The organism is Synechococcus sp. WH 8109 (genome assembly GCF_000161795.2).
GTDB lineage: Bacteria > Cyanobacteriota > Cyanobacteriia > PCC-6307 > Cyanobiaceae > Parasynechococcus.
The window spans coordinates 1,121,316-1,145,248 of sequence record NZ_CP006882.1 but is presented as its reverse complement, the minus strand read 5'-3'; the positions used below and the strand labels follow the sequence as shown (position 1 = coordinate 1,145,248).

Below are 23,933 nucleotides of genomic sequence, written 5' to 3'. Positions count from 1 at the left end.
ATGTTGCCGCAGCTGTCATTGCCTGTCTCTGCTTTTAAGCGCGTTGTGCGCCGTTTGCTTCAGGTGCTGTGCGTTCTATCGATCGTGGTTTCACTGACGGCATGCAATGGATCTCAGCCGCCACGGGCTCTACTGAATGAAGCGCTGGCCCTGCAGATTCAGCTCACCCAGTCGGCCATTGCCAGCTCTCTCGATCTCAGCCCGATGCCCATCGCCCCAAGCGTGAGTCGGGTGCGGGTTGAGGACCAGGAAAGTTTTGCCCTGGGTGACGAGCAGGGCCTCAGGATTTCAGGCCGCTTCGACTGGCAGCTGCCCGGCGATCGTGTGCAGGTGGATAGCCCGTTTGAACTGTTTCTGCAGCGAGGCTCCCGTCGTCAGAGCTGGCGCCTGGCCAGACCCAAGGGCGGATCCGACAACCGCCAGGCCTGGCTGACGTACCCCTTGGGTTTGGACAAAGCCTGATCTCTAACGTCGCGCCGACAGGCTGATCAGGGTGGCGGCCAGCACCAGCATTCCGCCGCCCACTTGCCAGGCATTAATCGTTTCTGCGAACCACAGCCAGCCCCAGCCTGCGGCAAAGACCACCTGCACGTAGTTGATCGATGTGGCTCGGGCGGCGGGCAGGCAGCGCAGGCCCTCGGTCACCCAGATCTGGCCCAGCTGGGTCATCACCCCGACCCCCAGGAGCCAGAACCATTCGATGCCTTGGGGCCAGACCCCTTGCTGCAGCACCCAGGGCAGGGTGAGGGGAACCGAGATCATCGGGAAATAGATGATGATCACCAAAGAGTGCTCGGTTTGCGACAGCCGCCGCACACTCACGTAGGCCAGGGCGGTCATCAGAGCGCCACCAATGCCGATCAGGGCGGGGATCAGTTGCGCAGGTTGGGCTGTTCCCGTGAGCCACTGAGGTTGCACCACCAGGGTGACGCCGATCCAGCCCAGCAGAACCGCTGCACTGATGCGTCGGCGCAGGGGCTCGCCCAGCAGCAACAGTGCTGCCACGGCGGTGAAGGTGGGGTAGGTGTACTGGAGCACCGTCGCTGAAGCGAGCGGCAGCTGGTCAATCGCTTCGAAGAAGCAGAGCAGGGCCAAGCTGCCCAGCACTCCCCGCGCCACCAGCAGCCCCCGTCTCTGGCCCCACGGGGAGACCCTGGCCAGGCGAAGGCCCACAGCGGTCAGAACGATGCTGATCAGGGCCCGGCACAGCACGATTTCCGCCACCGGAAGCCGACTGTTCAGTTGCTTGACGCAGACCGTCATCAGGCTGAAGGCCAGGGAGCTCAGGATCAGGGCCCGGCTGCCCCGCACTGAGTCCCGGTTCCACCAGGGCTGTGGGGTCTGCAGTTCGGCCATGGCTGTTCGGATGACGGGGTGCACGGAACCCTGCGACTTCGCAGAATGGACCGATGGTGAACGCCCGCCTGCACCCAAGAACGATCGAGGCCGTCAAGGAACGGGCCGACATCGTTGATGTGGTGGGCGAGCACGTGGTGCTCAAGAAGAAGGGACGGGAATTCGTCGGGATCTGTCCGTTCCATGACGACAGCAAACCGTCGATGACGGTGTCGCCCGCCAAGCAGTTCTACTACTGCTTCTCCTGTGGTGCTGGCGGCAACTCCATCAAGTTCCTGATGGAGTTCCAGCGCCAGAGTTTCAGCGATGTGGTGCTGGATCTGGCGCGGCGTTATCAGCTGCCGATCGAGACGGTGGATGGTCCGCAGCAGGAACGACTGCGGCAACAGTTGTCCCGCAGGGACAAGCTGCAGCGGGCCCTGGCCCTGGCTGCCGGTTGGTTTCGCAGCCAGTTGATGGCGCCTGCTGGCGCAGAGGCCCTCAAGTACCTCAGTGAGGCCAGAGGGTTGAGTCCCGCCACTCAGGAGACCTTCCAACTCGGCTATGCGCCGGATCAGTGGGATGGTCTGCTCAAGCATCTCCAACAGGTTGAGGGGCTGGCGCCTGAGCTTCTCGAGGCTGCTGGGCTGGTGGTTCCCCGCAAGGGCGGCAACGGGTTCTATGACCGCTTCCGCCATCGGGTCATGGTGCCGATCCATGACCGTCAGGGCCGGGTGATCGGTTTCGGGGGACGCAGCCTTGATGGCAGCGAACCGAAATACCTCAACTCCCCCGAGACCGAAGTGTTCGAGAAGGGGAAGCATCTGTTCGGTCTCGACAAGGCCTCCAATGCCATCCGCAAGGACGACAGGGCAGTGGTGGTGGAGGGCTATTTCGATGTGATTGCCCTGCATGCCGCCGGCATCACCAACGCTGTGGCCTCCCTCGGTACGGCCCTGAGCAGTCAGCAGATCACCCAGTTGTGCCGCGTCAGCGACAGCAAGCGGATCGTTCTGAATTTCGACGCCGACGGCGCCGGTGTCCGTGCAGCCAATCGGGCCATCGGCGAGGTGGAGCAGCTGGCGATGCAGGGCCAGCTGGAGCTGCGGGTTCTGCACCTTCCTTCAGGCAAGGACCCCGATGAGTTCCTCAAACAAAACGGGGCCGGCGATTACCGCGCTCTGCTCGATCAGGCCCCCCTCTGGCTGGATTGGCAGATCGAGCAGGTGCTGCAGGAGCGCGATCTCAGCCGGGCCGACCAGTTCCAACAGGCGGTCACGGCCCTGGTGGGGCTGCTGGGCAAACTGCCCCAGTCCGCCGTGCGCACCCACTACCTCCAACGGGTGGCGGAGCGCCTCAGTGGTGGCCAGGGACGCCTGGCGCTTCAGCTCGAGGACGACCTGCGGCAGCAGGTGAAGGGCCAGCGTTGGCATGGGCGCTCCAGCCGTCACGAGCAGCCTGGTGAATCCGGACAGCGGGAGCGCTGTGAGGCCGATCTACTGCGGTTGTATCTGCATTGCCCCCGGCATCGGGCCACGATTCGCCAGGAACTGCGCAAACGCGAACTGGAGGATTTCGCCATTCCCCATCACCGCCATCTCTGGGCGGCCATTACGGATCTCGAGGAGACCAACCTGGGTGAGGGGCGTATGGAGTCGATCAGCCGTTGCGACGACGACGGCGAGGGCCTGGATCTCATCGATCTGCCCCGCTTGCTCACCGATCAGCTTCTGCTGGAGAGCAGTGCGCTGGTATCCCGCCTGACGCCCCTTTTGGAGCCAGGTGAACTGCAGCGCGTTGCCCTGGCGGAGCCCCTGGAGCAGCTGCGGGGCATTGCTGCCCTGCTGGAGCGTCAGAAAAGCTTGAAGCGCTGCCGGCACCTGTTGGAGGCCTGGGGCGGCCAGCGTCTGCAAACCCTGGAATCCTGCATCGCTGTTCTGATTGATCAGGAGGCTTCGTCAGATCAGGCCTCCGTGGACATGGAGGTGCGGATTCAGGCCCTCTTCGATGACCTCAACCGTGATGCGCTGCGCTACCAGGAGTTGTATTACACCGAGCGAAAACATATCGGCCATCTGGATCAGCAACGTTGCGCCAGTTACACCGTTCCCCCGGCCGCCTGAGCCATGGGCCGGTGGTTTGGGCAAACTGCATCAGGATCTGTTCCTCGAGTTGAAGATGTCTGAATTCTTCGAAGCGATCTGGCACGGTGAGGGCGTCGGTGACGGCGGTGATCTGGAGGAAGCGCTGCAGGCCTATGTCGCGGTGAAGCCGGAGGAGGGGGATTGGGTTGAGGCTTGCGCCGCCGAGGGGGCCGACCCCGTGATCGAGCGCTTCGCCTCGTTTGACGCCTACCTCGACAATGCTGATCCGCTTGAGCGCATTGCCGTCACCTCGCAGATGATCAGCGATGCCCTTGCGTTGTTGCCGTCCTGATGACTGATTCGCAGCTGGATTTCGCCGCGCTCGATCCGGTCAACCACCTCTGGCCGGCCTTCGTGGAGCGTCTGGGTTCCGAGAAGGCTCAGCGGGCTGTTCGTCAGGCGCTCGATCTGCAGGGCATGCGAGGGCACCAGGGCACCCTGCCGGTGCTGTTCACTGAAACCGGAGGATTGGCGTTGGCCAGCACCGATCTGGTGCGGGAGCAGACGGGTCTCAACGCCCACGGCGAGCGCATGGTCTTGCTGCTCAGCACCCGTGAGCAGGTCATCCAGCTGCTGCAGGAGGTTTGAGGCCTGGCTTAACGCTGTGGGTCAGGCCTTCACCACCGGCAGATCCTGCAGACGGGTGGTGGCGGCGCGGCTGAGTTGCTCACGCCGCATCAACCAACTGGGCTGCAGTCCGCAACCGGCCCATTGCAGGGTTCCACGCCCGTAACGCCGATTGATCCGGTCGATGGTCTGCATCAGGCACTCCCGTTTTTGCTGCTGCTCCTCACTCATCGGCACCATCAGATGGGTCTGCAGGATGTCGTGGCTCTGCAGGTGCTGCATCAGCACGCCGGCCTTGGCCAGTGGACGGTGGGGGCGAAAGATCCGTGCCACCAAGGGGCGTGCCGCCTCCAGCAGCACGGCTGTGTCATTGCTCGGCAGGTCCAGCTGCGTGCTGGCGGCTTGGCTGTAAAACCCAGGAGCGAACGGGCTGGTGCGCGTGTAGACGGTGAGCGCTGCTGCCCGTTGCCGTTGCTTGCGCAATTTCTCGGCGGCACGCACCACATAGGTGGCGATGGCCTGGTGCAGCTCCTCCTGGCTGGTGATGGGTCGACTGAAACTGCGGCTCACGCAGGTTTCTTGCTTCGGTGCTGGTGCCAGCTCCAGCGGCAGGCAGGCATGGCCTCGCAGCTCCCGTTGCAGTCGCAGACCCACTACGCCGCATTTGGCGCGCAGTTCACCGCTCGGCATGTCCCGGAGGTGTCGTGCGTTGCTGACGCCCCGCAGGCGACACCAATGGGCCAGTTGTCGACCGACTCCCCAGACATCCTCGATCGCAATGGTTTCCAGCCAGCGATCGGGGTTGTCGCACTGGCCCAGGTCGAACATCCCGGCATGGTCTGGGGTCTGTTTGGCCAGGCGATTGGCCAGCTTGGCCTGGGCCTTGCTGGCTCCTAGGCCGATGGCGATCGGTAGGCCGAGGTTCTGCCGTGCCCGTGCCCGCAGCTGGCGGGCCCAGCCCTGCAGGTCGCCATCGCGGGGACGACGAATTCTCCCGAAGGCCTCGTCAATCGAATACACCTCCAGCTCTTCACAGTGGGCCTCCAGCAGGCTCATCATGCGCTGGCTCATGTCGGCATAGAGGGCGTAGTTCGAACTGCGCACTACCACGTTGTGCCGTTCAAGCTCCCGGCGCGCCTTGAAGTAAGGCGTCCCCATGCGGATGCCGAGGGCACGGGCTTCGGCACTGCGCGCAACGATGCAGCCGTCATTGTTGGATAGCACCACCACGGGGTGACCGATCAGAGCCGGATCCAGGCTCTGTTCGCAGGAGGCATAGAAGTTGTTTCCATCGATCAGGGCCGTGGCCTGAGGCATGGCGATGTCGCTTCAGAGCGGATGGATCACGTGGATGGCGACGCCCCAGATCTGCACTTCGCCGCAGCGGTGAAGCTCCAGTGGCGGATAGTCCGGATGGGCGGCTTCCAGGCGCAACCGGCCGCGATGACGCATTAGGCGTTTGAGGGTGAAGGCACCGTCGAGCACAGCCACAACCACCTGGCCCGGGCGCGGGTCGAGGCTGCGATCGACCACCAGAAGATCGCCGTCGTGGATGCCGGCGTCGGTCATCGATTCGCCGCTCACATGCAGGAAAAAGGTGCTGGTGGGATGCCGGATCAGTTGTTCATTGAGGTCGATCCCCACGTCGACGTAGTCATCGGCGGGGGACGGGAAGCCAGCGGCGACCCGTTCCCCGGCCAGGGGCAGCGTGAGCCGACTGCGCTTGGGCTGCAGGGGAAGCGGTCTGTGTTGGAGCTCCACGGCAGCAGCGACAACTGGCTAAATAGTACACATGTACTGTTCGCTATGGGGGGGTCCCGGTGAGGATGGTGGCCTTCGACATCTGGTGTTGGCTGACTCCCCTTACCTCGTGGCCATGGCGCTGATCGATCAGCAGGGCCGGCGCGCCCTGCCCCTGGGGGGACGGTCTCAGAAAGAGGTGGCTCCGCAGGGTGAGGCGCCGGAGGCGTTGGGCCATGCACTGGTGCTGGAGCTGTTGCTGCGGGTGTGGCAGCGCAGTGATCAGGGTGTGCTGCAGCGTGCGGCTGGAGCCGACAGCCTGCTGCTGGTGGAGCTGCCGATGGAACGGCTGCCGGAGGACGTTCCCAGGCTCAAGGCGGACTGGTTGAACACGGGGGATACGGCCGCATTCAAAGTGGGATTGCAGGCTTTCTCCCCGCGGGCCTGGACGGTTTCGATCGAAAAATTCAAGCCGGTGGCTCTGCAGCCGTTGTGGTGAGGGGCGCTTGCTCCCAGATGTTCACGGCCACGGAATAGCGCTCCCCTGCGAACGGGTTGATCCGATGCAGGATGCCGGGGGAGAACAGCACCAGGCGATTCACCACCGGTGGGATCGAGATCACCGAGCGGAATGTGGGTAACGGCCCCTGATATCCGTTCTCGATCGGAGGGTTGTCGGCCACCAGCAGTTCGCCGCCAGCGCAGCTCACGTGGGGTAAAACACGGAGGACAGCAACGGAAGCAGGAAACGGCCGCTGCGTCGACCTTCCAGCTCGTCCTTGTCGATGTGCCAGTCGAGATCGTTGTTGGTGTTGCACCACCACTCGACTCCGGCCCGCCGGGATGCGAACGGTGTTGCCAGAGGAGCAGGGCCTCGTCGAGGTAGTGATCGACGACGGCTTGCTGAGCGGCTGCGTGAATCGAGCGGGGATAACCGGTTTCGGGTCGCCAGCTGAATTGAGCATCACCGTCGTGTTCCTCCTTGAGTCGCCCGTGGATGTCACAGAGGTCGCGTAGGTCCTGAAGGGCGCTGGCGGGCAGAAGGTTGTCGATGATGTGCAGCATGGTCGTGGCTGAGAGATCAGCGGCCATCGCCGAACCCTAGGCACGGTGATAAGGGCTGCCTTGAACAATCGCCTGGGCTCGGAACAGTTGTTCCACGAGCATCAGCCGCGCCAGTTCGTGGGGGAAGGTCATCGGTGAAAGGCTCAGGCGCCATTTGGCCTGTGCCTTGAGCTCAGCCGTCAGACCGTCGGCGCCACCGATAACGAAGGCCAGCCGCTGGTTGCCGAATTGCTCGAGTCGTCGCGCGAAAGGAACCGACGCCAAGGTGTCGCCCTGTTCCATCAGCGCAATCAGGTTTTCATCGGGTCGCAGGGCCGCTCTGATGGCATCGGCTTCCTTGTCTGGAGTGCTGTCGCGCAGTTCGCTGATGGTCAACCCAGGCAGGCGTTTGAGGTAGAGGTCAATGCCGTCCTGAATCCAGCCACGACGCACTTTGCCCACCGCAAGAATCCGGCAACGGGCCGGGTTCAAACGTCGTCTCCCTCATCCTCGAGCAGCAGCTGCCCGAAAGCCACGTAGAGGCTTTCCTCCTCGCTGCCAGGGTCCACCTTCGGCCGTTTGGGCTCGGTGTTTTTTCCCGGTCCTGGCTGGCTGCGCGCTGGTGCGGCAGGGGCTGGGGTGGTGTCGTTGCTGTTGAACGGCGATGGTTTGCGTTGGGCCTCCAACTGTTTGAGGCGGTCCATCAGGTGCTCAGGAACGGTGCCGTCCTGGCTGGCCTTCATCAGTTCCCGGAAGAGCTCCTCGGGGTTCTTCTCGGTTTCAACGCGATGGCGCACCTGGCTGGCTTTGGGAGCTGCCGCAGGCTTCTCCGGTTCTGGCAGACGTGCGGGGGAGCTGGCGCCCCAACTCACGCAGCGCTCGAGGCTGCGGGGATCAAAACTCATGGTTCAAGCGCAACCGAGACTCTCGCGGGTGCTGCGGCCCGTGACGGAATTCGTTCGTCGGCAACGGCGCAGAGGCTTTGAGTTGGTCCCCGCGCATGGGACGTCGGTAAAGTCGGCTCCCGTGATCAACACATCTCTGAAGCGGGTGTTGAAGGCAAAGGCCCCCTCCAGCACGGCATCTTCAAGGTTGGTGCCTGTCATCACAGCGGCGTCCAGGGTGGCTTCGCGCAGGTCGGTGCCGCTGAGGTCGGCATCCTGCAGCTTGGCGCCATACAGGCTGGCTCCCCGCAGATCCGATCCGGACAGGTTGGCTTCGCGCAGGTTGCTGAGGTTGAAGGTGGCCCCCCGCAGGTCCTTGTTGGAATAGTCGGCCCCGATCAGCACCTGTTTCGCCACATCCATCGCGGCGTGGGCAGGAGCTGCCAACAGCCACTGGCATGAGAACACCACCAGAGAGATAAATACGGCCGTGAAGCGTCTGCGCATGATCGGAACCATCACCGCCGAACCCTAGAACCGTTCCAGGGAGGAATGGTTTGAACCAAGACGTGAGGGTTCAAGCCGTTGGGGTTTCAGTGCAGCGGTGGCTGGGCGGAGCAGCAGGCCTTGCAGCAGCTGGAAGCGCAGGGATGGCGGTTGCTGGACCGCAACTGGCACTGCCGCTGGGGCGAGCTCGATCTGGTGCAGAGCGGCAGCAGCAGATGAAGCAACAGCAGTAGTTAGTAGGGCAGGTGGAGTTGGTTATCACTTCTGCTGCCTCATCTTCAAGGCCAAGATGAACTTCTGAAAAATATCTAGAGCGCATCAAACAGATAAATTAATTAATCAGCGCCAAGATGGCGGCCATTGAGAGGAGTCATTAATATCCACCTGCTTCTAACCAATAACCTCTTGAGCTTCCTGCCGTAGTTTTCTAATGCTTGCGGTCTCAACACCTTTGGCAATTCCGAATGATCTCGCCATATTGACAATGTATCCAAAAGCGGTTGATTCAATCATATGCATTTCAATGAAATCGGCTCTAGCCCTGGCGGCAGAAATCCAGCCTGAATAGGGCCCTGCCTTACTGAGTCCATAAAATTTAAATTCATCAGTCTTGCGAATTTCATCCAGCTCACCAAGAAGCTCAGCCAATAGCTTCTGAGCGTTAGACTTTTTAGCTTCAGAGACCTGCATGCTTGAGGGGCTACCAGTAGAGACAGCCTGATCAGCGTCCTCCAAGAAAACGAACGGCAAATAACACATAGGTGCAGCTACTATTCCGATAATTTCCCATATTTTGAAACGATTAGGGGATGAATCTGCCTTGCCTTTAATGTATGTGTTCAGCAGATATAAGACAAGCGGTGACAAAACCCACCCAACAGGAAGCCCAAGCGTGCCGCCTAGGAATGCTAAAAAATATCCCTTTTTTGATTGAGAGAGTGGCTGGACTGCTTTTCTTTAGTAGTCATGGATAAATCATTTCGTCCAAAGTTAGTTGCCGACAAGAAATTATTTGGACATTTGCTGCTGAATTTAATGATTACGGCTTATTGCTCAATCGTGCTGCGAAGCGCTACTTACCACGGGCCCCCCACGGTGGTCCAAGACTCTTAAACCCCTCTCCCTTGACCTCCTGATAGCTATCTGACAGGCGGGGGGCAGCACCTCCAACCTGTCTTCTGCATCGTGTGCCAAGCCTCAACCACGACTACGACCCAGCTTGATCAGGGTAGCTTTAGCGGGGAATGCCTCGTTTCGCAGGTTCGGTTCCTTGGCGGATTTCACCGTCACGACAAAAGCAGCTGGCTGGCGATGGTTTTCTCGTCTTCAATTCAGCCTCAAATGTCCACCGAAGTTCGTAACTGGGCCATCGTCGCCAAGGCAATGGAAGCAGCTGGTGCCACATCAAGTCAGATGTATGTCCGCGCCAAAGCATTGGCACAAGGCAAGCTCGACCCCATGCCCACCAGCGCCCCTGAAGCTCCATACAGCATTTCTGCAGCCTGAGTCATCACCGACTGATCAGCAGCCTTGCCATATCAGCAGGGCTGTACTCCTTTACGTATCTCTAATGACCAATCATCACTTGTCAGTTGAGCAAAGGTTTCATTTGGAAGCAGCCTTCAGAGAGATCGATAGCTGCGAGGACATTGAAAAGCTCCGTGCTCTCACTAAGCAGATCATTACTGCACAGGAGAATGAAAAGGCATTTGCTCGCGAAGCGATGCAGCAGATCCGCAGGGAGATGGAAGCATCTGCCCAGCAGCGGTTCGGATTCAACTGGGGCCAGAAGTAAAAGCTTGGATTCGCTTGATCAAGTCAGTGACTTTCCACAGCTTCCTTGGTGGTCCATGTAAAAACCCCGCCATTGCTGACGATGTAGGGATTTATTCGGCGGCCTTTATCCCCCAACTGGTTAGCTGTCTTCAGCTTTTGAAATCACGTTGCGCCTAAGGAACACGCTGTCAGGTCGCCACTGGCAGATGCATTGCAGCTTCTCCCGAAGCCCCTCTATGTCAACCAAACGCTGTCCTGTGTGCTGCTGCACATGGACATGCTCGTGCAGATAGCCATCTTTGGTCAGTCTGTAGAGCTGAGATCTGGACTTATATCCGAGGCGTCTTGCAGCCTCGCTAATCGTCATTAACTCCATCTAGCTGTCCCTATCTGTCTACTGTTTTGACAACCACAGGCTAGATAAACAACGCGCCTTCGGATGACCCATAGAACTGTGAATGCAAAGGACCCGGAAATCGCAGTGCACTAAAAAGTAATTCAGTCAAAATCAACCAAGGTTTCGCCTCAGAACTTCAGCCTTGCCATCAAATGGCACTTCTACTTCAGGGAGGCGAAAGTCGATGGCATCCCAAACTGGAATAGAGAGATATTCAGCCAGAAGGGCCGCATCCTCTCTTAGCTTTCGAAGTGCACCATGGTCAACAATATTTATTCTGCTGCCATCCGAGCAAATGAGGTTCAGCTCATAGCTGTAGTAACTACTTTTATTCCCCCTGACATATTCACGTATCAACTGTATCGCTTCAGCATTTTTTAGGTCAAAGGACTTCTTCCCCTGAGTCAGCTCATTGGAATACCGATCAAATCTCGACTCTTTCTGGCGTAAGCTCCATTGATACCAGCAGCCAAAGGCCAAAAAGCCGAGTCCCAATAATACAGACATGTCGGCGAATCTGCTTGCAGCACTAGTGATGGCAAACATCGCTCCCAGAGCCACAAAAGAGAACGCGAGTAAATAAGCTTGAATCGTTGTTTTAAATACAAATATATCGCCTGCAAGACTTGGATTCTTTTGCGCACGATGAGTGCAGAAGTTGGTCCCACCTACAACCAACGGCTCCCACGAAGTCTTAAACGCTATTTCATTTTCGAAAGCACTAAGATCTAGGATCTCACGATTGTCTTGAAACAGTGCAAAGATGTTTTTAAGTACACGCATTTAACGCAAGGCGAGAGGGGCGGTGAGGCTGGTCTTGCTCAGCAAGCAATCAAATGCATGCTGGCTCTAATCCTTGGGTTTTTGGCTTTGAAGTACATACGGCAGCTTTGATCAGCCTGTCCAGAGTGCTAGGAAAAGGCAACAAAAAAGCCCGAGGGTTCTGCAGTCCTCTCGGGCAACACCGCACCACAAGCAGGGCACTGTCGCGGGTATGCGATTGCGTCCTGCATCGCTGCGAATGATTCGGCGTGACGCACAGCAATGTCGATCGACTGCAAGGCCCTGATGCCCGTCGTGCCCTTAGCAAAGTCGGTGTAGGGGTCCACGAGGATCTCCACAGTCCCGTAGTAGCCGATCAGTAGATCTGCAAAGTTCCCGTAAATAACAGCCGAGAGGTTGGACCCAGTGCCCTTCGTGAGATTTGAGGGGACGTTGTTGCTGACATCAAAACGCCGCCCTGCAATTTGGCTACGGCCAAGTTCAGTTCCATAAGGGCTGAGGAGGTACTGGCTTTGTGAGTCCTTGGCTTTGGCAATAACGGACTCGACCTTGGCGTTTGTGAGGTAGCCACAACTGGCAACGTCTGCGTTATCGACTGTGACCTCCTTCTTGAGGTCGAGGAGATGATCGAGCGTTGGGGCTAATCCGTTTGTGCCCCCGGCTACGGAGCCGATACCTAAGGTGTTCAGAATTCCAGTCGGCTGGTTGCTGCTGCCACTGCCGTTGATCGCCGCGGTGTCGATCGCATCGGCCAACAGGGCAACAAAGTCAGCGCGGATCAGCTGCTCGATGTCAGGCGTTGATTGCAGGTTCATCAGATGGCTGAACTTGCTCAACGCACCAACGGTCTTGGGCGTCATCGTCACGGTGCCGATGGTCCCAGTGCTTTCGGTGACGCTGTCGCTGTCATCAGCACCTGCATCACCGTCGACGCATTTGCTCTTTGGGGTGACCGGTCTGGCAGTAGTTCGCTCAGCAGGTCATCAGGGTTCGAGCGTCGAGCAAGGGCCGCCACCTTTTTGGTTGCGGCCTGCTCCTCCTCCCAAGAGTCGTAAATCCCAGCACTCGTCATCGCCGAGCCCTCCTCGCCTCGCGTTCCCAGAGCAAGCAGCCCAAGGGGAAGTGATAGGCATGAAGGTCAGCGATGCGTTGTCAATGGTCAGCAGATCAGCCGCCTTCCCGTCCTTGCCGCAGCAAGGCGCTGGTGGTGGAGACATCGATGTCTTGCCAGGGCCAAGTGGTCTTGAACTCCGACGCCACGGGCCATCCATTGCTGGATGCCGCAGGTACGTTGAAGTCAGTCTTTTGCTCTTGCCCCCCTGTTGGCGCAGGGGGTTTTTTCATGGCTGTGCACCCTCCACAGCCTCAAGGCGGTGACTCAAGCCAGCAAAGGCCACCTTGGCGGTCTCCTGAGTCAGATCTGCTTGTTGGTTGGCCCGAATGACTGAGCTGATATTCACCTGGTATGCCTCCTGCAGTTGCAGGTGCGAGGCGGTCAGATACGCCAAGTGGTTGGCCAGCACCGTTTCCATAGCGGTGGTGCAGTGCGGCTCCCACATCACGATCATTTCCTGAGCCTTGGCCTCAACGGCTTCACTGGTCCACTGGACTTCCATCAGCCCTGCTCCTGTTCTTGGAGGTAGGCGTGGACCAGAGCGCGGATGAACTCGGCGCGAGTGCACTGCATGCGGGCGATGACGGTGCCAACGCGATCCGCAGTGGCACGATCAAGGTCGGTCGTAACGCGGACGTTCTGCTGTGGCGGTCTTGTGTTCAGGGTTAATGGCATGAATCGATTTCGGATTCAGGACCACTGCAGCGCACGCGATTTGCGTTTACGCGACCCTGATATCTAAACCATGGGTTTCTCCGGACATCACGCCCGCAAGCGTTTCGGTCAGCACTGGTTGCGGGACGAATCCGTGCTGCAACGAATCATCGAGGCTGCTGACCTGCAGTCCACAGATCGGGTGCTGGAGGTGGGGCCCGGTCGCGGGGCGTTAACCGAGCGTCTGCTGGCCGCGGGGCTGAAGGCGGTGCATGCGATTGAGCTCGACCGCGATCTGGTGGATGGTCTTCAGGAACGTTTTGAGGCTCAGCCTGGGTTCAGCCTCCATCAGGGCGATGTTCTCGAAGCCCCAATGGAATTGAGTGATGGCCGCATCGCCGACAAGGTGGTGGCCAACATCCCGTACAACATCACTGGCCCACTGCTGGAGCGGTTGGTGGGCCGATTGGACCGGCCGGTGGATCCGCCCTACCAACGGCTTGTGTTGCTGGTGCAGAAGGAAGTCGCGGAGCGGATTCGTGCCCGGCCCGGCCACAGCAGTTTCAGCGCCTTGAGTGTGCGCATGCAGTTGCTGGCCCGGTGCCGTTCGGTGTGTCCGGTGCCGCCGCGCTGTTTCCAGCCACCGCCAAAGGTGCAATCGGAAGTGATCTGCCTGGAGCCCTTGCCGGCCTCGGAGCGGGTGGAGCCGGCTCTGGCCGCTCGGGTGGAATCGCTGTTGAAGCAGGCGTTTCTGGCGCGGCGCAAGATGTTGCGCAACACCCTGGCGGGTGTGGCTGAGCCAGACCGCTTGAAGGAGCTGGCGGCCTCCGCGGGTTTCAGCCTCCAGCAACGCCCCCAGGAACTCGCGCCCGCCACCTGGGTCGCCCTGGCCAGGGGTTTGAATCGGGGCGACTGAACAACCACCATGATCACGGTGACGGCCCCGGCCAAAGTCAACCTGCACCTGGAGGTCCTGGGGCTGCGCTCGGACGGTTTCCATGAGCTGGCCATGGTGATGCAGAGCATCGACTTGGCGGATCGCCTGAGCTTTCAGAACACCGCTGATGCACAACTCAGCCTCACCTGCGATGACGCCAGCCTCAGCGTCGGCGACGACAACCTGATCCTCCGGGCGGCCCAGTTGCTGCGGGACCGTTCGGGTTTCAGTGAATTGGGGGCGTCCATTCATCTCGAGAAGCGCATCCCCATCGGTGCTGGCTTGGCTGGTGGCTCCAGCGACGGCGCCGCGGCACTGGTTGGTCTGAATGCTCTGTGGGGCTTGGGCCACAGCCCCGCGGATCTGGAGCGAATGGCCGCTGAGCTCGGTTCAGACATGCCCTTCTGTGTGGCCGGAGGATGTCAGCTTTGTTTCGGGCGAGGCGAACAATTGGAAGCCATGCCACCAACGCCTCAACCCCTGGCCGTGCTCTTGGTCAAAGACCCCACGGTGAGCGTTTCAACGCCCTGGGCCTACAAGCGTTGCCGTGAGCTCAATCAATCCCACTACCTCGCTGACGAGGCGGCTTTTGAACAACGACGGCAAGCCTTGCGCAGCGTTGAATGGCTCCTGCCATTGCGCAGCGAGCTGCCACCTCCCCTGCGCAATGACCTGCAAGAGGTGGTTGCTCCTGAAACAGCTGCGGTGCGTTCGGCGCTCGATCTGTTGAACAGCGTTCCCCAAAGCCTGGCGGTGGCCATGAGTGGTTCTGGACCCAGTTGTTTCGCGCTGTTCTCCGATCTGGCGTCATGCCGCCAGGCGCAGGAACAGCTCACGCCCCAGCTGGACCTCGCCGGCCTGAAGGCCTGGTCTTGCGCCCTTCGCAGCGATGGCGTGAGGATCGAGGCATGACTGATGTCCCCACACCAGAGAGCCCCGAACCACAGGATCCGCGCAAAGGTCCGCTGAGTTTTCTCTCCGGAGCGCTGACGGCCGGGCTGTTGGCCTGGCTGGCCCTGGGCCTGAGTCGGCGGATGGTGGTGTATTTCGCCGTTAATCCCCCGCACTACAGCTCGCCGATTGCCCAGAACATCGCCGTCACCCTGAAGACCCTTCTGGTGGGTTTGTCCTTCCTGGCCACCTTCAGCACGGGTTTTGTGGCCCTTGGCCTGACCCTGGTGTTTCTTCGCAGTCTCTTTACGGCTCGCGATCAGAACCCTGCCTAGCGTCCGCTCATTGCCAGGGTTTGGATGACGCCCCACGACCTCGGCCAGCTGGCGTTGCTGCTGTCTCCGGCCATGCTGCTTTCCGTTTTGTTGTTGTTCACCTTCGCGGCGGGCGGTTGACCCTGCGCTGACTGAGATAGCTTGTCCTCACCACCCGGATTGGCCGGGATCACTGTGACGCCGTGGCAGGAACACTTCTCTTCAACGCCCTCCGGGAAGCCATCGACGAGGAGATGGGGAGAGACCCCCACGTTTGCGTGATGGGGGAGGACGTCGGTCATTACGGCGGCAGTTACAAGGTCACCAAGGATCTGGCTGAGAAATACGGCGATCTCAGGGTGCTCGACACCCCGATTGCTGAGAACGGCTTCACCGGAATGGCTGTTGGTGCCGCGATGACCGGTCTACGGCCGATCGTTGAGGGCATGAACATGGGCTTCCTGCTCCTGGCCTTCAACCAGATCTCCAACAACATGGGGATGCTCCGCTACACGAGCGGCGGCAACTTCACCATTCCCACCGTGGTGCGCGGCCCCGGCGGTGTGGGTCGTCAGCTTGGCGCTGAGCACAGCCAACGGCTGGAGGCCTACTTCCATGCTGTCCCCGGCATCAAGATCGTGGCCTGCAGCACCCCCACCAATGCCAAAGGCTTGATGAAAGCCGCGATTCGCGACAACAATCCCGTGCTCTTCTTCGAGCACGTTCTGCTCTACAACCTCAGCGAGGAGCTCCCCGAAGGCGACTACACCTGTGCCCTCGATCAGGCGGATCTGGTGAGGGAAGGCACTGATGTGACGATTCTCACCTACTCCCGGATGCGTCATCACTGCCTCAAGGCTGTGGAGCAACTGGAGGCAGAGGGGGTGAGCGTTGAGCTGATCGATCTGATCAGCCTCAAGCCCTTCGACATGGAGACGATCAGCCGCTCCATCCGCAAGACCAACAAGGTGATCGTGGTGGAGGAATGCATGAAGACCGGCGGCATCGGGGCCGAGTTGATTGCACTGATCACTGAGCAGTGCTTTGACGATCTGGATGCCCGGCCTGTGCGTCTTTCCAGTCAGGACATCCCCACCCCATACAACGGTTCTCTCGAGAACCTCACGATCATTCAGCCGCATCAGATCGTTGAGGCGGCGCAGGCGTTGGTCAACAAGGGCATCTGACGTTGATGGCGCGTTATCAGGGTTGGTTTGCCCTTGTTCTTGCCCTGGCGATCGCCGCCGGGATGTTTTTGGTTCGGACGCCGCTGGAACTGGGCCTCGATCTGCGGGGCGGCAGTCAGCTCACCGTTGAAGTGAAGCCAGCCGGAGAAATCACCCGGGTTGGCGCTGAAGAGATGGAAGCGGTGAAAGCCGTGCTCGATCGTCGGGTCAACGGTCTTGGTGTGGCTGAGTCCACCCTGCAGACGGTGGGTGAGTCGCAGCTCGTGTTGCAGCTCCCAGGTGAGCAGGACCCCACCTCTGCTGCGCGGGTTCTCGGCGACACAGCTCTGTTGGAGTTTCGTGCCCAAAAGGCCGACACCGATGCTGAGTTCCTAGGTCTGAGGCAGCTCCGTTCCCAGGTAGAAGCGATCCTCAGGTTGCGTGAGGATCAGATCCGGCGTGGTGAGACCCCGGAGCCTCTGGATTTGGCTCAGCTGAAGTCAACCCAGCAAACCCTGGGTCTGGATGGGCAGGCCAGCTCGGAGGAGGAGCAGCTCCGCCAGCTTCTGAACAAGGTTGATTCCGATCTGCTCACGATGCTTGAGCCGGCAGCGCTGACGGGCAAGCAGCTGGTGACAGCAGGCCGCCAACCGCTCCAGAACAACCCGAACAGTTGGGAGGTGACCCTCAATTTCGATGGTGAGGGTGCTGAGGCCTTCGCTGACCTCACCAAATCGATTGCCGGTACCGACCGGTTGCTGGCCATCACTCTGGATGATCAGCTGATCAGTGCCGCCAGCGTTGGCCCCCAGTTCAAAAGTGCTGGAATCTCTGGTGGTGCAGCAACCATCAGTGGCAATTTCAGTGCGGAAACTGCCCGTGAGCTCGAGGTGAAGCTCCGCGGCGGCTCCTTGCCCCTCCCCGTTGAAGTGATCGAGGTCCGCACCATCGGGCCCACACTCGGAGCAGAGAACATCCGCCGCAGCCTGGTGGCCGCCCTCGCGGGCCTGGCTCTGGTGGCGGTGTTCATGTTGGTGGCCTATCGCCTGCCAGGGGCGGTGGCTGTGATGGCCCTCAGCCTCTATGCCCTGTTCAACCTGGCGGTGTACGCCTTGATTCCGGTCACCCTCACCTTGCCGGGAATCGCTGGTTTCATCCTCTCGATCGGCATGGCCGTGGATGCCAATGTGCTGATCTTTGAGCGGATCAAGGACGAATTGCGTCGGGGCAACACCTTGATCCGCTCGATTGATACCGGCTTCTCCGAGGCCTTTTCATCGATCGTCGATGGTCACCTGACCACGTTGATCAGTTGTGCAGCTCTCTTCTTCCTTGGCACCGGCCTGGTCAAGGGCTTTGCCGCGACCCTGGGCATTGGAGTTCTGCTGAGTTTGTTCACGGCCCTGACCTGCACCCGCACCCTGCTTCGTTTCCTGATGGGCTACGCCGGTCTGCGTCGTGCCAGCAATTTTCTGCCCACCGGGCAACTTCCTTCTCCCACCGCCTGAACCATGACTGAAGCATCGTCATCGGCACAAGCGGCCACTGTCCTCAGATTGCGCTGGTCCCTCAGCAGCATGCGCCGCAAGGTGTGGTTCATTTCTGGTCTGGTGGTTCTGATCAGCCTGTTGGGCTTGTTGCTCAGCTGGTTGGATCCTGCGATTCGTGCTCCCCTCCGTCCCGGCCTTGATTTCACCGGTGGCACGCAGATTCAATTGGAGCGTCGCTGTGATGACGCCTGCGCCGAGCTCAAGGCGATTCAGGTCTCGGATGTGATCCGCAGCCTGGAGCTGCCTCAGGAGGAGGGTCAACCTCTCCCCAACCTGGGCGCTCCCCGGGTTCAGCTTCTGGATGGCGGTCAGTCGTTGTTGCTGCGCCTGCCATCGTTGTCGGCTGCCCAGGGCCAAGCGGTGATTCAGGCTGTTGAACCCGTTGCAGGGCCATTCCTCTCAGGTGGTCAATCGGTCGACACGATCGGGCCGAGCCTGGGCAAGCAATTGCTGCGCAGCAGCCTGTTTTCTCTGTTGGTGGCCTTCAGCGGTATTGCGACCTACATCAGCTTCCGCTATGACCGCCGCTACGCGTTTCTCGCTCTGGTGGCGCTGGCCCATGACGTGGCGATCGTCTGTGGAGTTTTTGCCTGGCTCGGGGTTGTGCTCCAGCTGGAGGTGGACAGCCTCTTTGCGGTTTCATTGCTGACCATCGCTGGTTATTCGGTGAACGACACGGTGGTGGTTTTTGATCGCATCCGTGAACGCAGCAAGGATGCCGCCGACCTGCCGCTTTCAGTGCAGGTGGATCAAGCGGTGTCCGCCACCCTGACCCGCACGCTCTACACCAGCGGAACCACCTTGCTGCCTCTCTTGGCGCTTGTGTTTTTCGGTGGAGCAACGCTGTATTGGTTTGCCATCGCCCTCGCCCTCGGGGTTGTTGTTGGTTCTTGGTCGAGCATCGCCCTGGCGCCCTCGTTGCTCACGCTCTGGGACCGCTCCCGTGACTAAATCCAGTGGCAATTCAGAGCGGAGACGCCGTGCTGTTTCGGCCCGTTGGTTTCCAATTCTGTTGATCCTTCTGGCTCTGGCTGATCTGCGCACCGAAGTTCTGCTGCTCAGTGATCAGTTCACGATCACAGGGCTTGGTTATGCAATTCGGCATCATCAGCTTGCTGTGGTGGTCTTGCTTGGTTCCGGCTCTCTCTGGCGTCGTTTCGGTTAGCGCTTGGGGCCGTTGCCGAATTCCCGCCATATCGAATCCCAGGTGCGTTGTTTCACCTCAGCGTTCCACTGGCCCTGGCTGTGGGTGGAGGCCCACCACGATTCGAACAGATCGTGGGCTTCCTCTTGCAGCAAATCAGGGTCAAGATTCTCGCGAACCAGCTGCATCACGGCCTGCCTCAGTTCCTCGTAACGGGAGAAATTGAAGATGACGTCCAATCCCGCTCGTCTCACGACCTCTTGGACACACTATTGGATTGAAGAGCGTCAAGCTGGCTCCTTTGGTATCGCCCTGAACGTCATTGCCGTTAAAGGCTGAGTTACGACTCAATTGGTTGCTCAGGTTCCATGGAGTTAAATCCTGGTCTTAGTGAGGTGGTCTGCGGCTTGCGTGCTGAGGTTGAGGCTCTGAAGACGCGCTTGAACAAGATCGAGCGTGGCCAGGAGGTCGCGGTTTCTGCGGCCTATTGGCAGGCTGTTGAGCGGGAGCGTGATTCGAGCGAAAAAAAGAAACGTCAGCTGCTCTGATCTGGTCGAAAAAAATGGGACCCTCTCCCAAGAGTCCCAAGGCTCGACGCGTCGTTCTCACGACGCCGTAAAAATACTTAGTCAGTACGGGTCTTAGGTGTGACCCTTGCTACCGGGTGTTCGTCTTGATACAGGTCTGGTGGCTGGATTTATGCCCAGCGGTCCATGATCTGCTGCACCACCACCCGCTGCATCAACACCTGAAGCACCACCACCAAAGGAAGGGCCAGCAGCACGCCCGGAAGCCCGAGAAGAGCACCAAGGCTGAGCTGAGCCGTTAAAGCCACCGTTGGCAGCAGATTCACGGTTTTGCGCAGCAGCAGTGGTGTTAGCAGAAATGCCTCCAGGTTCTGCAGCACCAGCCGGAATACCAGAACCGACAGCATCAATTGCAGCGACTGCAGCAGGGCCAATCCCGTGGGCAGCAGCGTTGCCGCCGTAGGCCCGATGGTCGGAACGAACGTGAGCAGGCCACAAACCAAGGCACTCAACAGGGCCAGGGGGGCCTTCAGCAGAAACAAGCCCCCCCAGGTGAGCAGGAACACGGTGGTGGCGGAGAGGGTCATGCCACTTAGCCAACCCCCCAACGCTTGCCTGCACTCGTCGAGCAGGTGCTCCATCCGCTCCCGGGCTGGTCGGGGCGTCATGGCCACCACCATGCGCCGGTGGGCGCTTGGATCCAAAGCCAGCAGGATCGCGAGCAGCACCATCAAGAACAGTTGAATCAGCGAGTTCGCTGCACCTCCTGCGAACCCCAGCAATGGCTGAAGTTCTTTCAGATTGAGGCCCTCCCCCAAAGCGTCATTTAGCTGCGCCAGGCGTGGCTCACTGCTCAGCAGGTCGGACACCTTGCTGACCAACTGCGGCAGATCCCGTCCCAGTTGCTGAAACTGGCTGATCAGTTCCGGCACAAGCAGTTGCCCCAGCAGCCCCCCGGCCAAGATCAAAATTCCCAGTACGGCCGCCAGGGCCTGGGGGCGATCCAGTGGGGTTCGCTTCTGAACCTGAACAATCAGCACATCTAGGGCCACGGCCACCACCACGGCGCCAAAGACCACCAGCAGCACCCAACGCAGGTGCCAGAGCAAGAGCACCAGCACCACCAAGGTGAGTGCAATGAGAAACGTGCCGGCGGTCATCGAACCGGCTCCAGACGTTTCCAGCGATCCAACACATCGTGGATCACGACTTCACGGATGATCACCTGCAGCACCACCGCCAACGGCAGCGCCATCAGCAGGCCGAGGGGGCCAAACAGGAGTGTGAACAGGAACTGAGCCGCCAGAGTCAATCCAGGCAGCAGCTTCACCTGGTGATGCATCACCGATGGTGTGATCACGTAACTCTCGATGTTCTGGATCACCACGTATGCACCCAGCACCGCAGCGGCCTTCCAGGGGGCATCCAACAGAGCCACCGCCATCGGGAAGATCGTGCTCATGGTTGGTCCCACGTTGGGGATCACGTTCAACAGCCCTGCCAGGAGTGCATTGGCCAGAACGAGCTTTACGCCCAACAGCGTTAACGCAATGCTGCAAAGCACAAACACGGCCAGGGAGCTGATCAGCACACCGACCATCCAGCTGCTCAAGGCAGCACCGCACTGATCCAGGATGCGACGCCCTCGGCGTCGATAGAAGGAGGGAATCAACTGCAGGCCAACATTCCGATAGGCCTGGGGCTGAATGCTGATCATCAGAGCCACCGCCACCACGAACAACAGCCGCAGTACGCCGTTGCCGAGGTTGCCCGCCAAACCGAGCAGACCCAGCAACCCACTGCCCACACCAGCGGCGAGGGATGAACTGTCGGGCACAAGTTGGCGTGGACCGTTCAGGCCCAATTGATCCAGGTCGGGGAATGCGTCGGCGCCATAAATGGCCTCACTGATGCTGTCGATCCAGCCGAGTCCCAGCCGCACCAGGGTCTGACCCGCTTCGGGCAACTTCTGCAGCAGCAGTGCGAATTCCTCGAGAAACGGAGGGACAACAACACCAGCCGCACCGGCGACCAACAACAACAACCCAAGGATGCAAAGCAGCAGGGCCAAAGGCCTTTGCATCGGACGTCGCTCGCGAAGAATGCCCACCAAAGTGCACAGCGCCATGGCCAGAACCACTGCAGCAAAAATCAGCAGCAGCAGTTCACGCAGCGACCACAGCAGGACGATGGCTGCAATGAAGGCTGTCAGTAACAGCCACTGGGGCAGTCTCAAGCTTGTTGGTCGTCGGCCCCTTCAGTTTGATTGGAATCCTGGCTTTGTGAATAACCCAAGCCATTGGCATCGGCGTAACGCTGGGCGAAGCGCATGAACCGTTCGAAGTCCTGTTCGGACTTCCATGAGTAAACGGCTTCAAGGGCACTGGCGGTGCCGTTCACGAATTTGCCATTCACTTCGCGGGTGACCATTTCGCCTTCTTCATCCACCATCCACATTCCGGTGATGTCACCCATGGTTTCGGGAGCAATCGCAGCAGGCTGCTCGAAACGGAAGGTGGCTTGACCGGTGCGGCCGTCGCGGCTGCGGGTCAGACGGATGTCGGGCACCACCGGCTCATTGACTCCGCGAAAGAACTGAATCGCCGCTTTGCTCATGCCTTCTCGAACCGTCAATGGGGGGCGATCTTAATCGGGGATTTCAACAAACTCGCCGTCAATCAAGGCCTCGGCGGCTTGATCAGCGCTGAGCCCTGAGAGATCGATCGTGTCGCGTTTGGGCGATCGCGCCAGTTCATGGTCGTAACAGCGGTCGTAGTAATCGAGCGTGGCGCGGCAGGCGGTGACCCAGTCTTCCCTGGCAATCGCTTCAAGGGCTTCCTTGGTGCGCTGAGGCCCCAAGCGTCGGCTGATCCGTTCGGTTGCCTCAGCCAGAGCGGCTCCCCCCTGGTAGCCGTACACCTGCACCAATTGGTTCACCCGTTCCCCGAGGTCGCGCTGAATCTCCAGCACAGGGGCATCTTGCATCTGATCGAACAGGGCCTTGGGAATGCGGCAGCGGCCCACCTGGATGCTTTCCGCTTCCAACCAGATGGCTGAGGCCCCACGGCGTTGGTGTTGATCCAAAGCCTCAGCCAATTGGTTCTCGTAGTGCTCGGTGCTGGGTTGATCCGGCAGACCCAGGCCGCCGAAACTGCTGCCGCGGTGGTTGGCCAGCCCTTCCAGATCAACCACGGCTGCACCGCGCGCCGCCATGGCCAACAGCAGATCGGTTTTCCCTGTTCCTGTGCGGCCTCCCATCACGCGAAGGGGCCAGATCTGCTCAAAACGGCTTTGTGCCCAGCGCCGATAGCTCTTGTAGCCCCCCTGAAGGAGCCTTGGCTTGAGATCGATCTGCTGGGCAAGCCAGGCCACACTGGCCGAGCGCATTCCGCCTCGCCAGCAGTAGATCCGTGGTTCCCCCTGCTGACGCAGGTTTTCCAATTGGCGGGCCAGGCTGCTGAGCTTGGGGCCAGTGAGTTCAAGCCCCAGGTGAATTGCTGGTGTGCGTCCTTGCTGCTTGTAGGCGGTGCCCACAGCGGCGCGTTCCTCATCGTTGAACAGCGGCACGTTGATGGCCCCGGGCCAGTGGCCTTTCGCAAATTCGCCGGGGCTCCGCACGTCCACCAAAGGTCCCATCAGCTCGCGAAGCTGCTGGATTTTCAATGAACCTGTTTCGCCCATGCCTGACATAGTGGGCCATCACCGAGCCAGTTGAGGCCGGTTGCGACTCATGCTCTCCGGTTCCACACCCGCCACCAAACTCAGCGTTGACCAGCTGCTGGATCGTTTCGCGAAGGGAACACCTCGCCAGCGACGTCCGCTGATCAAGCAGATCGAAACCCGCGCCGAGGAGTTGGCTTCGGTGGGATCAGATCTTCTCTCTGGTTTCGACCCCGCCGGTGATGACTGGGCTGCAGGTTGGATCTTGCAGGTGTTGCAGCGCCACCAGCCCGATGCAGTCACCGCTCTCATCCCGTCGTCCGATCGAGGCTGGTTGACCACTGATTCCGGAGTTGGCCTGGATTACGGGCCGCTGCAGCAGGAGCTGCTCGATCAGAACTTTGAGGAGGCGGATCGCGTCACCAGCCAGTGCCTGCGCGAATTGGCCGGTGATGCCGCCGTGAAACGGGGCTATGTCTACTTCACAGAAGTTGCTCCGATGTCAGGCGTTGATCTGGTCAGTCTTGATCGGCTCTGGACGGTCTATTCCCAAGGTCGCTTTGGATTCACAGTGCAGTCCCAGTTGCTGTCAGCTCTCGATGGGCGTTATGAACGCCTTTGGCCCCGGATTGGCTGGAAATGCGATGGCGTCTGGACGCGTTATCCCGGTGCTTTCACTTGGTCGATCGAGGCTCCAGAGGGGCACATGCCCTTGATCAACCAGCTACGGGGCGTGCGCCTGATGGATTCCCTTCTGAATCATCCGGCACTTGTGGCCCGCAGATCCTGACGGGACGTC

The 23,933-nt window shown here is 59.9% G+C and carries 35 protein-coding genes; 17 read left to right on the top strand and 18 right to left on the bottom strand.

All coding sequences use genetic code 11. From position 1 onward, the window contains the following. On the top strand, nt 1-462 hold the full coding sequence (locus Syncc8109_RS06245) for a hypothetical protein (protein WP_006851378.1): 462 nt from the start codon (nt 1-3) through the stop codon (nt 460-462). A gap of 3 nt (nt 463-465) precedes the next feature. Here the strand turns inward: Syncc8109_RS06245 and Syncc8109_RS06240 are convergent, their stop codons facing one another. Beyond that, nucleotides 466-1,356, bottom strand: a complete 891-nt coding sequence (locus tag Syncc8109_RS06240) for a DMT family transporter (protein WP_025362327.1) — start codon at nt 1,354-1,356, stop codon at nt 466-468. Nucleotides 1,357-1,409: 53 nt separating this feature from the next. Between Syncc8109_RS06240 and dnaG the strand changes: the two genes are divergently transcribed. The 3 genes from dnaG to Syncc8109_RS06225 are packed head-to-tail and all read left to right on the top strand — an operon-like array spanning nt 1,410 to nt 4,067. Then, the gene (gene dnaG, locus Syncc8109_RS06235; protein ID WP_006849919.1) at nt 1,410-3,458 is read left to right on the top strand and encodes a DNA primase; all 2,049 of its coding nucleotides are present in this window, start codon (nt 1,410-1,412) and stop codon (nt 3,456-3,458) included. 55 nt (nt 3,459-3,513) lie between these two features. Beyond that, nucleotides 3,514-3,771 carry a hypothetical protein gene (locus Syncc8109_RS06230; RefSeq protein ID WP_025362326.1) on the top strand — a complete coding sequence of 86 codons (258 nt, stop codon included), beginning with the start codon at nt 3,514-3,516 and terminating at the stop codon, nt 3,769-3,771. Then, nucleotides 3,771-4,067: a hypothetical protein gene (locus Syncc8109_RS06225; protein WP_006851716.1), complete on the top strand. Its 297-nt coding sequence runs from the start codon at nt 3,771-3,773 to the stop codon at nt 4,065-4,067. Before Syncc8109_RS06230 ends, Syncc8109_RS06225 begins: the two co-directional genes overlap by 1 nt. A gap of 21 nt (nt 4,068-4,088) precedes the next feature. Here the strand turns inward: Syncc8109_RS06225 and Syncc8109_RS06220 are convergent, their stop codons facing one another. Both Syncc8109_RS06220 and Syncc8109_RS06215 read right to left on the bottom strand, forming a co-directional pair. Further along, on the bottom strand, nt 4,089-5,363 hold the full coding sequence (locus Syncc8109_RS06220) for a Y-family DNA polymerase (protein WP_006851365.1): 1,275 nt from the start codon (nt 5,361-5,363) through the stop codon (nt 4,089-4,091). 12 nt (nt 5,364-5,375) lie between these two features. Continuing rightward, a complete protein-coding gene (locus Syncc8109_RS06215; protein ID WP_006850817.1) occupies nt 5,376-5,807 on the bottom strand; it encodes a LexA family transcriptional regulator in 432 nt (143 codons plus the stop codon). Nucleotides 5,808-5,895: 88 nt separating this feature from the next. On the opposite strand from Syncc8109_RS06215, the gene Syncc8109_RS06210 reads away from it, so the two are divergent. Further along, the gene (locus Syncc8109_RS06210) at nt 5,896-6,285 is read left to right on the top strand and encodes a hypothetical protein (protein WP_006851984.1); all 390 of its coding nucleotides are present in this window, start codon (nt 5,896-5,898) and stop codon (nt 6,283-6,285) included. Here Syncc8109_RS06210 and Syncc8109_RS12870 read toward each other — a convergent pair. The 4 genes from Syncc8109_RS12870 to Syncc8109_RS06190 all read right to left on the bottom strand — a co-directional run bounded on the left by Syncc8109_RS12870 (nt 6,254) and on the right by Syncc8109_RS06190 (nt 8,221). Continuing rightward, nucleotides 6,254-6,469 (bottom strand): hypothetical protein, encoded by a 216-nt coding sequence (locus tag Syncc8109_RS12870; protein WP_045172926.1) that lies wholly within the window; start codon nt 6,467-6,469, stop codon nt 6,254-6,256. The genes Syncc8109_RS06210 and Syncc8109_RS12870 overlap by 32 nt on opposite strands. Before the next feature lie 418 nt (nt 6,470-6,887). Next, nucleotides 6,888-7,322, bottom strand: a complete 435-nt coding sequence (locus Syncc8109_RS06200; protein ID WP_006851235.1) for a 23S rRNA (pseudouridine(1915)-N(3))-methyltransferase RlmH — start codon at nt 7,320-7,322, stop codon at nt 6,888-6,890. Further along, nucleotides 7,319-7,735 carry a hypothetical protein gene (locus tag Syncc8109_RS06195; RefSeq protein ID WP_006851718.1) on the bottom strand — a complete coding sequence of 139 codons (417 nt, stop codon included), beginning with the start codon at nt 7,733-7,735 and terminating at the stop codon, nt 7,319-7,321. Before Syncc8109_RS06195 ends, Syncc8109_RS06200 begins: the two co-directional genes overlap by 4 nt. A 3-nt stretch (nt 7,736-7,738) precedes the next feature. Then, nucleotides 7,739-8,221 (bottom strand): pentapeptide repeat-containing protein, encoded by a 483-nt coding sequence (locus Syncc8109_RS06190; RefSeq protein WP_006850021.1) that lies wholly within the window; start codon nt 8,219-8,221, stop codon nt 7,739-7,741. A gap of 78 nt (nt 8,222-8,299) precedes the next feature. Between Syncc8109_RS06190 and Syncc8109_RS11735 the strand changes: the two genes are divergently transcribed. Continuing rightward, nucleotides 8,300-8,440, top strand: a complete 141-nt coding sequence (locus Syncc8109_RS11735) for a YraN family protein (RefSeq protein WP_006850812.1) — start codon at nt 8,300-8,302, stop codon at nt 8,438-8,440. A gap of 171 nt (nt 8,441-8,611) precedes the next feature. Here the strand turns inward: Syncc8109_RS11735 and Syncc8109_RS12590 are convergent, their stop codons facing one another. Next, nucleotides 8,612-9,088, bottom strand: a complete 477-nt coding sequence (locus tag Syncc8109_RS12590) for a hypothetical protein (protein ID WP_198015249.1) — start codon at nt 9,086-9,088, stop codon at nt 8,612-8,614. Between the two features lie 474 nt (nt 9,089-9,562). On the opposite strand from Syncc8109_RS12590, the gene Syncc8109_RS12585 reads away from it, so the two are divergent. Both Syncc8109_RS12585 and Syncc8109_RS06180 read left to right on the top strand, forming a co-directional pair. After that, nucleotides 9,563-9,727 (top strand): hypothetical protein, encoded by a 165-nt coding sequence (locus tag Syncc8109_RS12585; protein ID WP_006851016.1) that lies wholly within the window; start codon nt 9,563-9,565, stop codon nt 9,725-9,727. 64 nt (nt 9,728-9,791) lie between these two features. Further along, the gene (locus Syncc8109_RS06180) at nt 9,792-10,016 is read left to right on the top strand and encodes a hypothetical protein (protein ID WP_025362324.1); all 225 of its coding nucleotides are present in this window, start codon (nt 9,792-9,794) and stop codon (nt 10,014-10,016) included. Between the two features lie 489 nt (nt 10,017-10,505). Here the strand turns inward: Syncc8109_RS06180 and Syncc8109_RS06170 are convergent, their stop codons facing one another. The 5 genes from Syncc8109_RS06170 to Syncc8109_RS12265 form a co-directional block, all read right to left on the bottom strand. Then, entirely contained in the window at nt 10,506-11,177 is a 672-nt protein-coding gene (locus Syncc8109_RS06170) for a hypothetical protein (protein ID WP_006850669.1), read from the bottom strand. A gap of 128 nt (nt 11,178-11,305) precedes the next feature. Next, a complete protein-coding gene (locus Syncc8109_RS06165; RefSeq protein WP_156915546.1) occupies nt 11,306-12,037 on the bottom strand; it encodes a phage major capsid protein in 732 nt (243 codons plus the stop codon). A 307-nt stretch (nt 12,038-12,344) separates the two neighbouring features. Further along, a complete protein-coding gene (locus Syncc8109_RS12270) occupies nt 12,345-12,521 on the bottom strand; it encodes a hypothetical protein (RefSeq protein ID WP_006849918.1) in 177 nt (58 codons plus the stop codon). Then, a complete protein-coding gene (locus tag Syncc8109_RS06160; protein ID WP_006851081.1) occupies nt 12,518-12,793 on the bottom strand; it encodes a hypothetical protein in 276 nt (91 codons plus the stop codon). The genes Syncc8109_RS12270 and Syncc8109_RS06160 overlap by 4 nt, the downstream gene beginning before the upstream one ends. Then, a complete protein-coding gene (locus tag Syncc8109_RS12265; protein WP_156915498.1) occupies nt 12,793-12,966 on the bottom strand; it encodes a hypothetical protein in 174 nt (57 codons plus the stop codon). Before Syncc8109_RS12265 ends, Syncc8109_RS06160 begins: the two co-directional genes overlap by 1 nt. Before the next feature lie 70 nt (nt 12,967-13,036). Between Syncc8109_RS12265 and rsmA the strand changes: the two genes are divergently transcribed. From rsmA to Syncc8109_RS06125, 7 genes are all read left to right on the top strand, one after another. Continuing rightward, nucleotides 13,037-13,861, top strand: a complete 825-nt coding sequence (gene rsmA, locus Syncc8109_RS06155) for a 16S rRNA (adenine(1518)-N(6)/adenine(1519)-N(6))-dimethyltransferase RsmA (protein WP_006849650.1) — start codon at nt 13,037-13,039, stop codon at nt 13,859-13,861. Nucleotides 13,862-13,870: 9 nt separating this feature from the next. Further along, nucleotides 13,871-14,794, top strand: a complete 924-nt coding sequence (gene ispE / locus Syncc8109_RS06150; RefSeq protein WP_006850295.1) for a 4-(cytidine 5'-diphospho)-2-C-methyl-D-erythritol kinase — start codon at nt 13,871-13,873, stop codon at nt 14,792-14,794. Next, on the top strand, nt 14,791-15,108 hold the full coding sequence (locus Syncc8109_RS06145) for a DUF3082 domain-containing protein (RefSeq protein ID WP_006851863.1): 318 nt from the start codon (nt 14,791-14,793) through the stop codon (nt 15,106-15,108). Before ispE ends, Syncc8109_RS06145 begins: the two co-directional genes overlap by 4 nt. 182 nt (nt 15,109-15,290) lie before the next feature. After that, nucleotides 15,291-16,274: a pyruvate dehydrogenase complex E1 component subunit beta gene (locus Syncc8109_RS06140; RefSeq protein WP_006850148.1), complete on the top strand. Its 984-nt coding sequence runs from the start codon at nt 15,291-15,293 to the stop codon at nt 16,272-16,274. Nucleotides 16,275-16,279: 5 nt separating this feature from the next. Next, a complete protein-coding gene (gene secD / locus Syncc8109_RS06135; protein ID WP_006851039.1) occupies nt 16,280-17,761 on the top strand; it encodes a protein translocase subunit SecD in 1,482 nt (493 codons plus the stop codon). A 3-nt stretch (nt 17,762-17,764) separates the two neighbouring features. Then, on the top strand, nt 17,765-18,754 hold the full coding sequence (secF, locus tag Syncc8109_RS06130; RefSeq protein WP_006851271.1) for a protein translocase subunit SecF: 990 nt from the start codon (nt 17,765-17,767) through the stop codon (nt 18,752-18,754). Next, nucleotides 18,747-18,968, top strand: coding sequence for a hypothetical protein (locus Syncc8109_RS06125; RefSeq protein WP_006851299.1), 222 nt, complete (start codon nt 18,747-18,749; stop codon nt 18,966-18,968). The genes secF and Syncc8109_RS06125 overlap by 8 nt, the downstream gene beginning before the upstream one ends. On the opposite strand, the gene Syncc8109_RS06120 is transcribed toward Syncc8109_RS06125, so the two are convergent. Beyond that, on the bottom strand, nt 18,965-19,201 hold the full coding sequence (locus Syncc8109_RS06120; protein ID WP_045172738.1) for a hypothetical protein: 237 nt from the start codon (nt 19,199-19,201) through the stop codon (nt 18,965-18,967). The two genes, Syncc8109_RS06125 and Syncc8109_RS06120, sit on opposite strands and share 4 nt — an antisense overlap. Before the next feature lie 114 nt (nt 19,202-19,315). Between Syncc8109_RS06120 and Syncc8109_RS06115 the strand changes: the two genes are divergently transcribed. Beyond that, nucleotides 19,316-19,495, top strand: a complete 180-nt coding sequence (locus Syncc8109_RS06115; RefSeq protein ID WP_006849600.1) for a hypothetical protein — start codon at nt 19,316-19,318, stop codon at nt 19,493-19,495. Between the two features lie 149 nt (nt 19,496-19,644). On the opposite strand, the gene Syncc8109_RS06110 is transcribed toward Syncc8109_RS06115, so the two are convergent. Genes Syncc8109_RS06110 through mnmH form a run of 4 tightly spaced genes read right to left on the bottom strand, consistent with a single transcriptional unit; the run spans nt 19,645 to nt 23,164 of the window. Then, complete coding sequence (locus Syncc8109_RS06110; protein ID WP_006850143.1) at nt 19,645-20,634, bottom strand: AI-2E family transporter; 990 nt, start codon at nt 20,632-20,634, stop codon at nt 19,645-19,647. Next, a complete protein-coding gene (locus Syncc8109_RS06105) occupies nt 20,631-21,710 on the bottom strand; it encodes an AI-2E family transporter (RefSeq protein WP_006851183.1) in 1,080 nt (359 codons plus the stop codon). The genes Syncc8109_RS06110 and Syncc8109_RS06105 overlap by 4 nt, the downstream gene beginning before the upstream one ends. Next, nucleotides 21,707-22,090, bottom strand: coding sequence for a photosystem II reaction center protein Psb28 (gene psb28 / locus Syncc8109_RS06100; protein WP_025362320.1), 384 nt, complete (start codon nt 22,088-22,090; stop codon nt 21,707-21,709). Before psb28 ends, Syncc8109_RS06105 begins: the two co-directional genes overlap by 4 nt. A 30-nt stretch (nt 22,091-22,120) precedes the next feature. Beyond that, on the bottom strand, nt 22,121-23,164 hold the full coding sequence (gene mnmH, locus Syncc8109_RS06095; RefSeq protein WP_006850020.1) for a tRNA 2-selenouridine(34) synthase MnmH: 1,044 nt from the start codon (nt 23,162-23,164) through the stop codon (nt 22,121-22,123). 40 nt (nt 23,165-23,204) lie between these two features. Here mnmH and Syncc8109_RS06090 point away from each other — a divergent pair, with 40 nt between their 5' ends. Continuing rightward, complete coding sequence (locus Syncc8109_RS06090; RefSeq protein WP_006850729.1) at nt 23,205-23,924, top strand: GUN4 domain-containing protein; 720 nt, start codon at nt 23,205-23,207, stop codon at nt 23,922-23,924. Nucleotides 23,925-23,933: the final 9 nt, after the last annotated feature.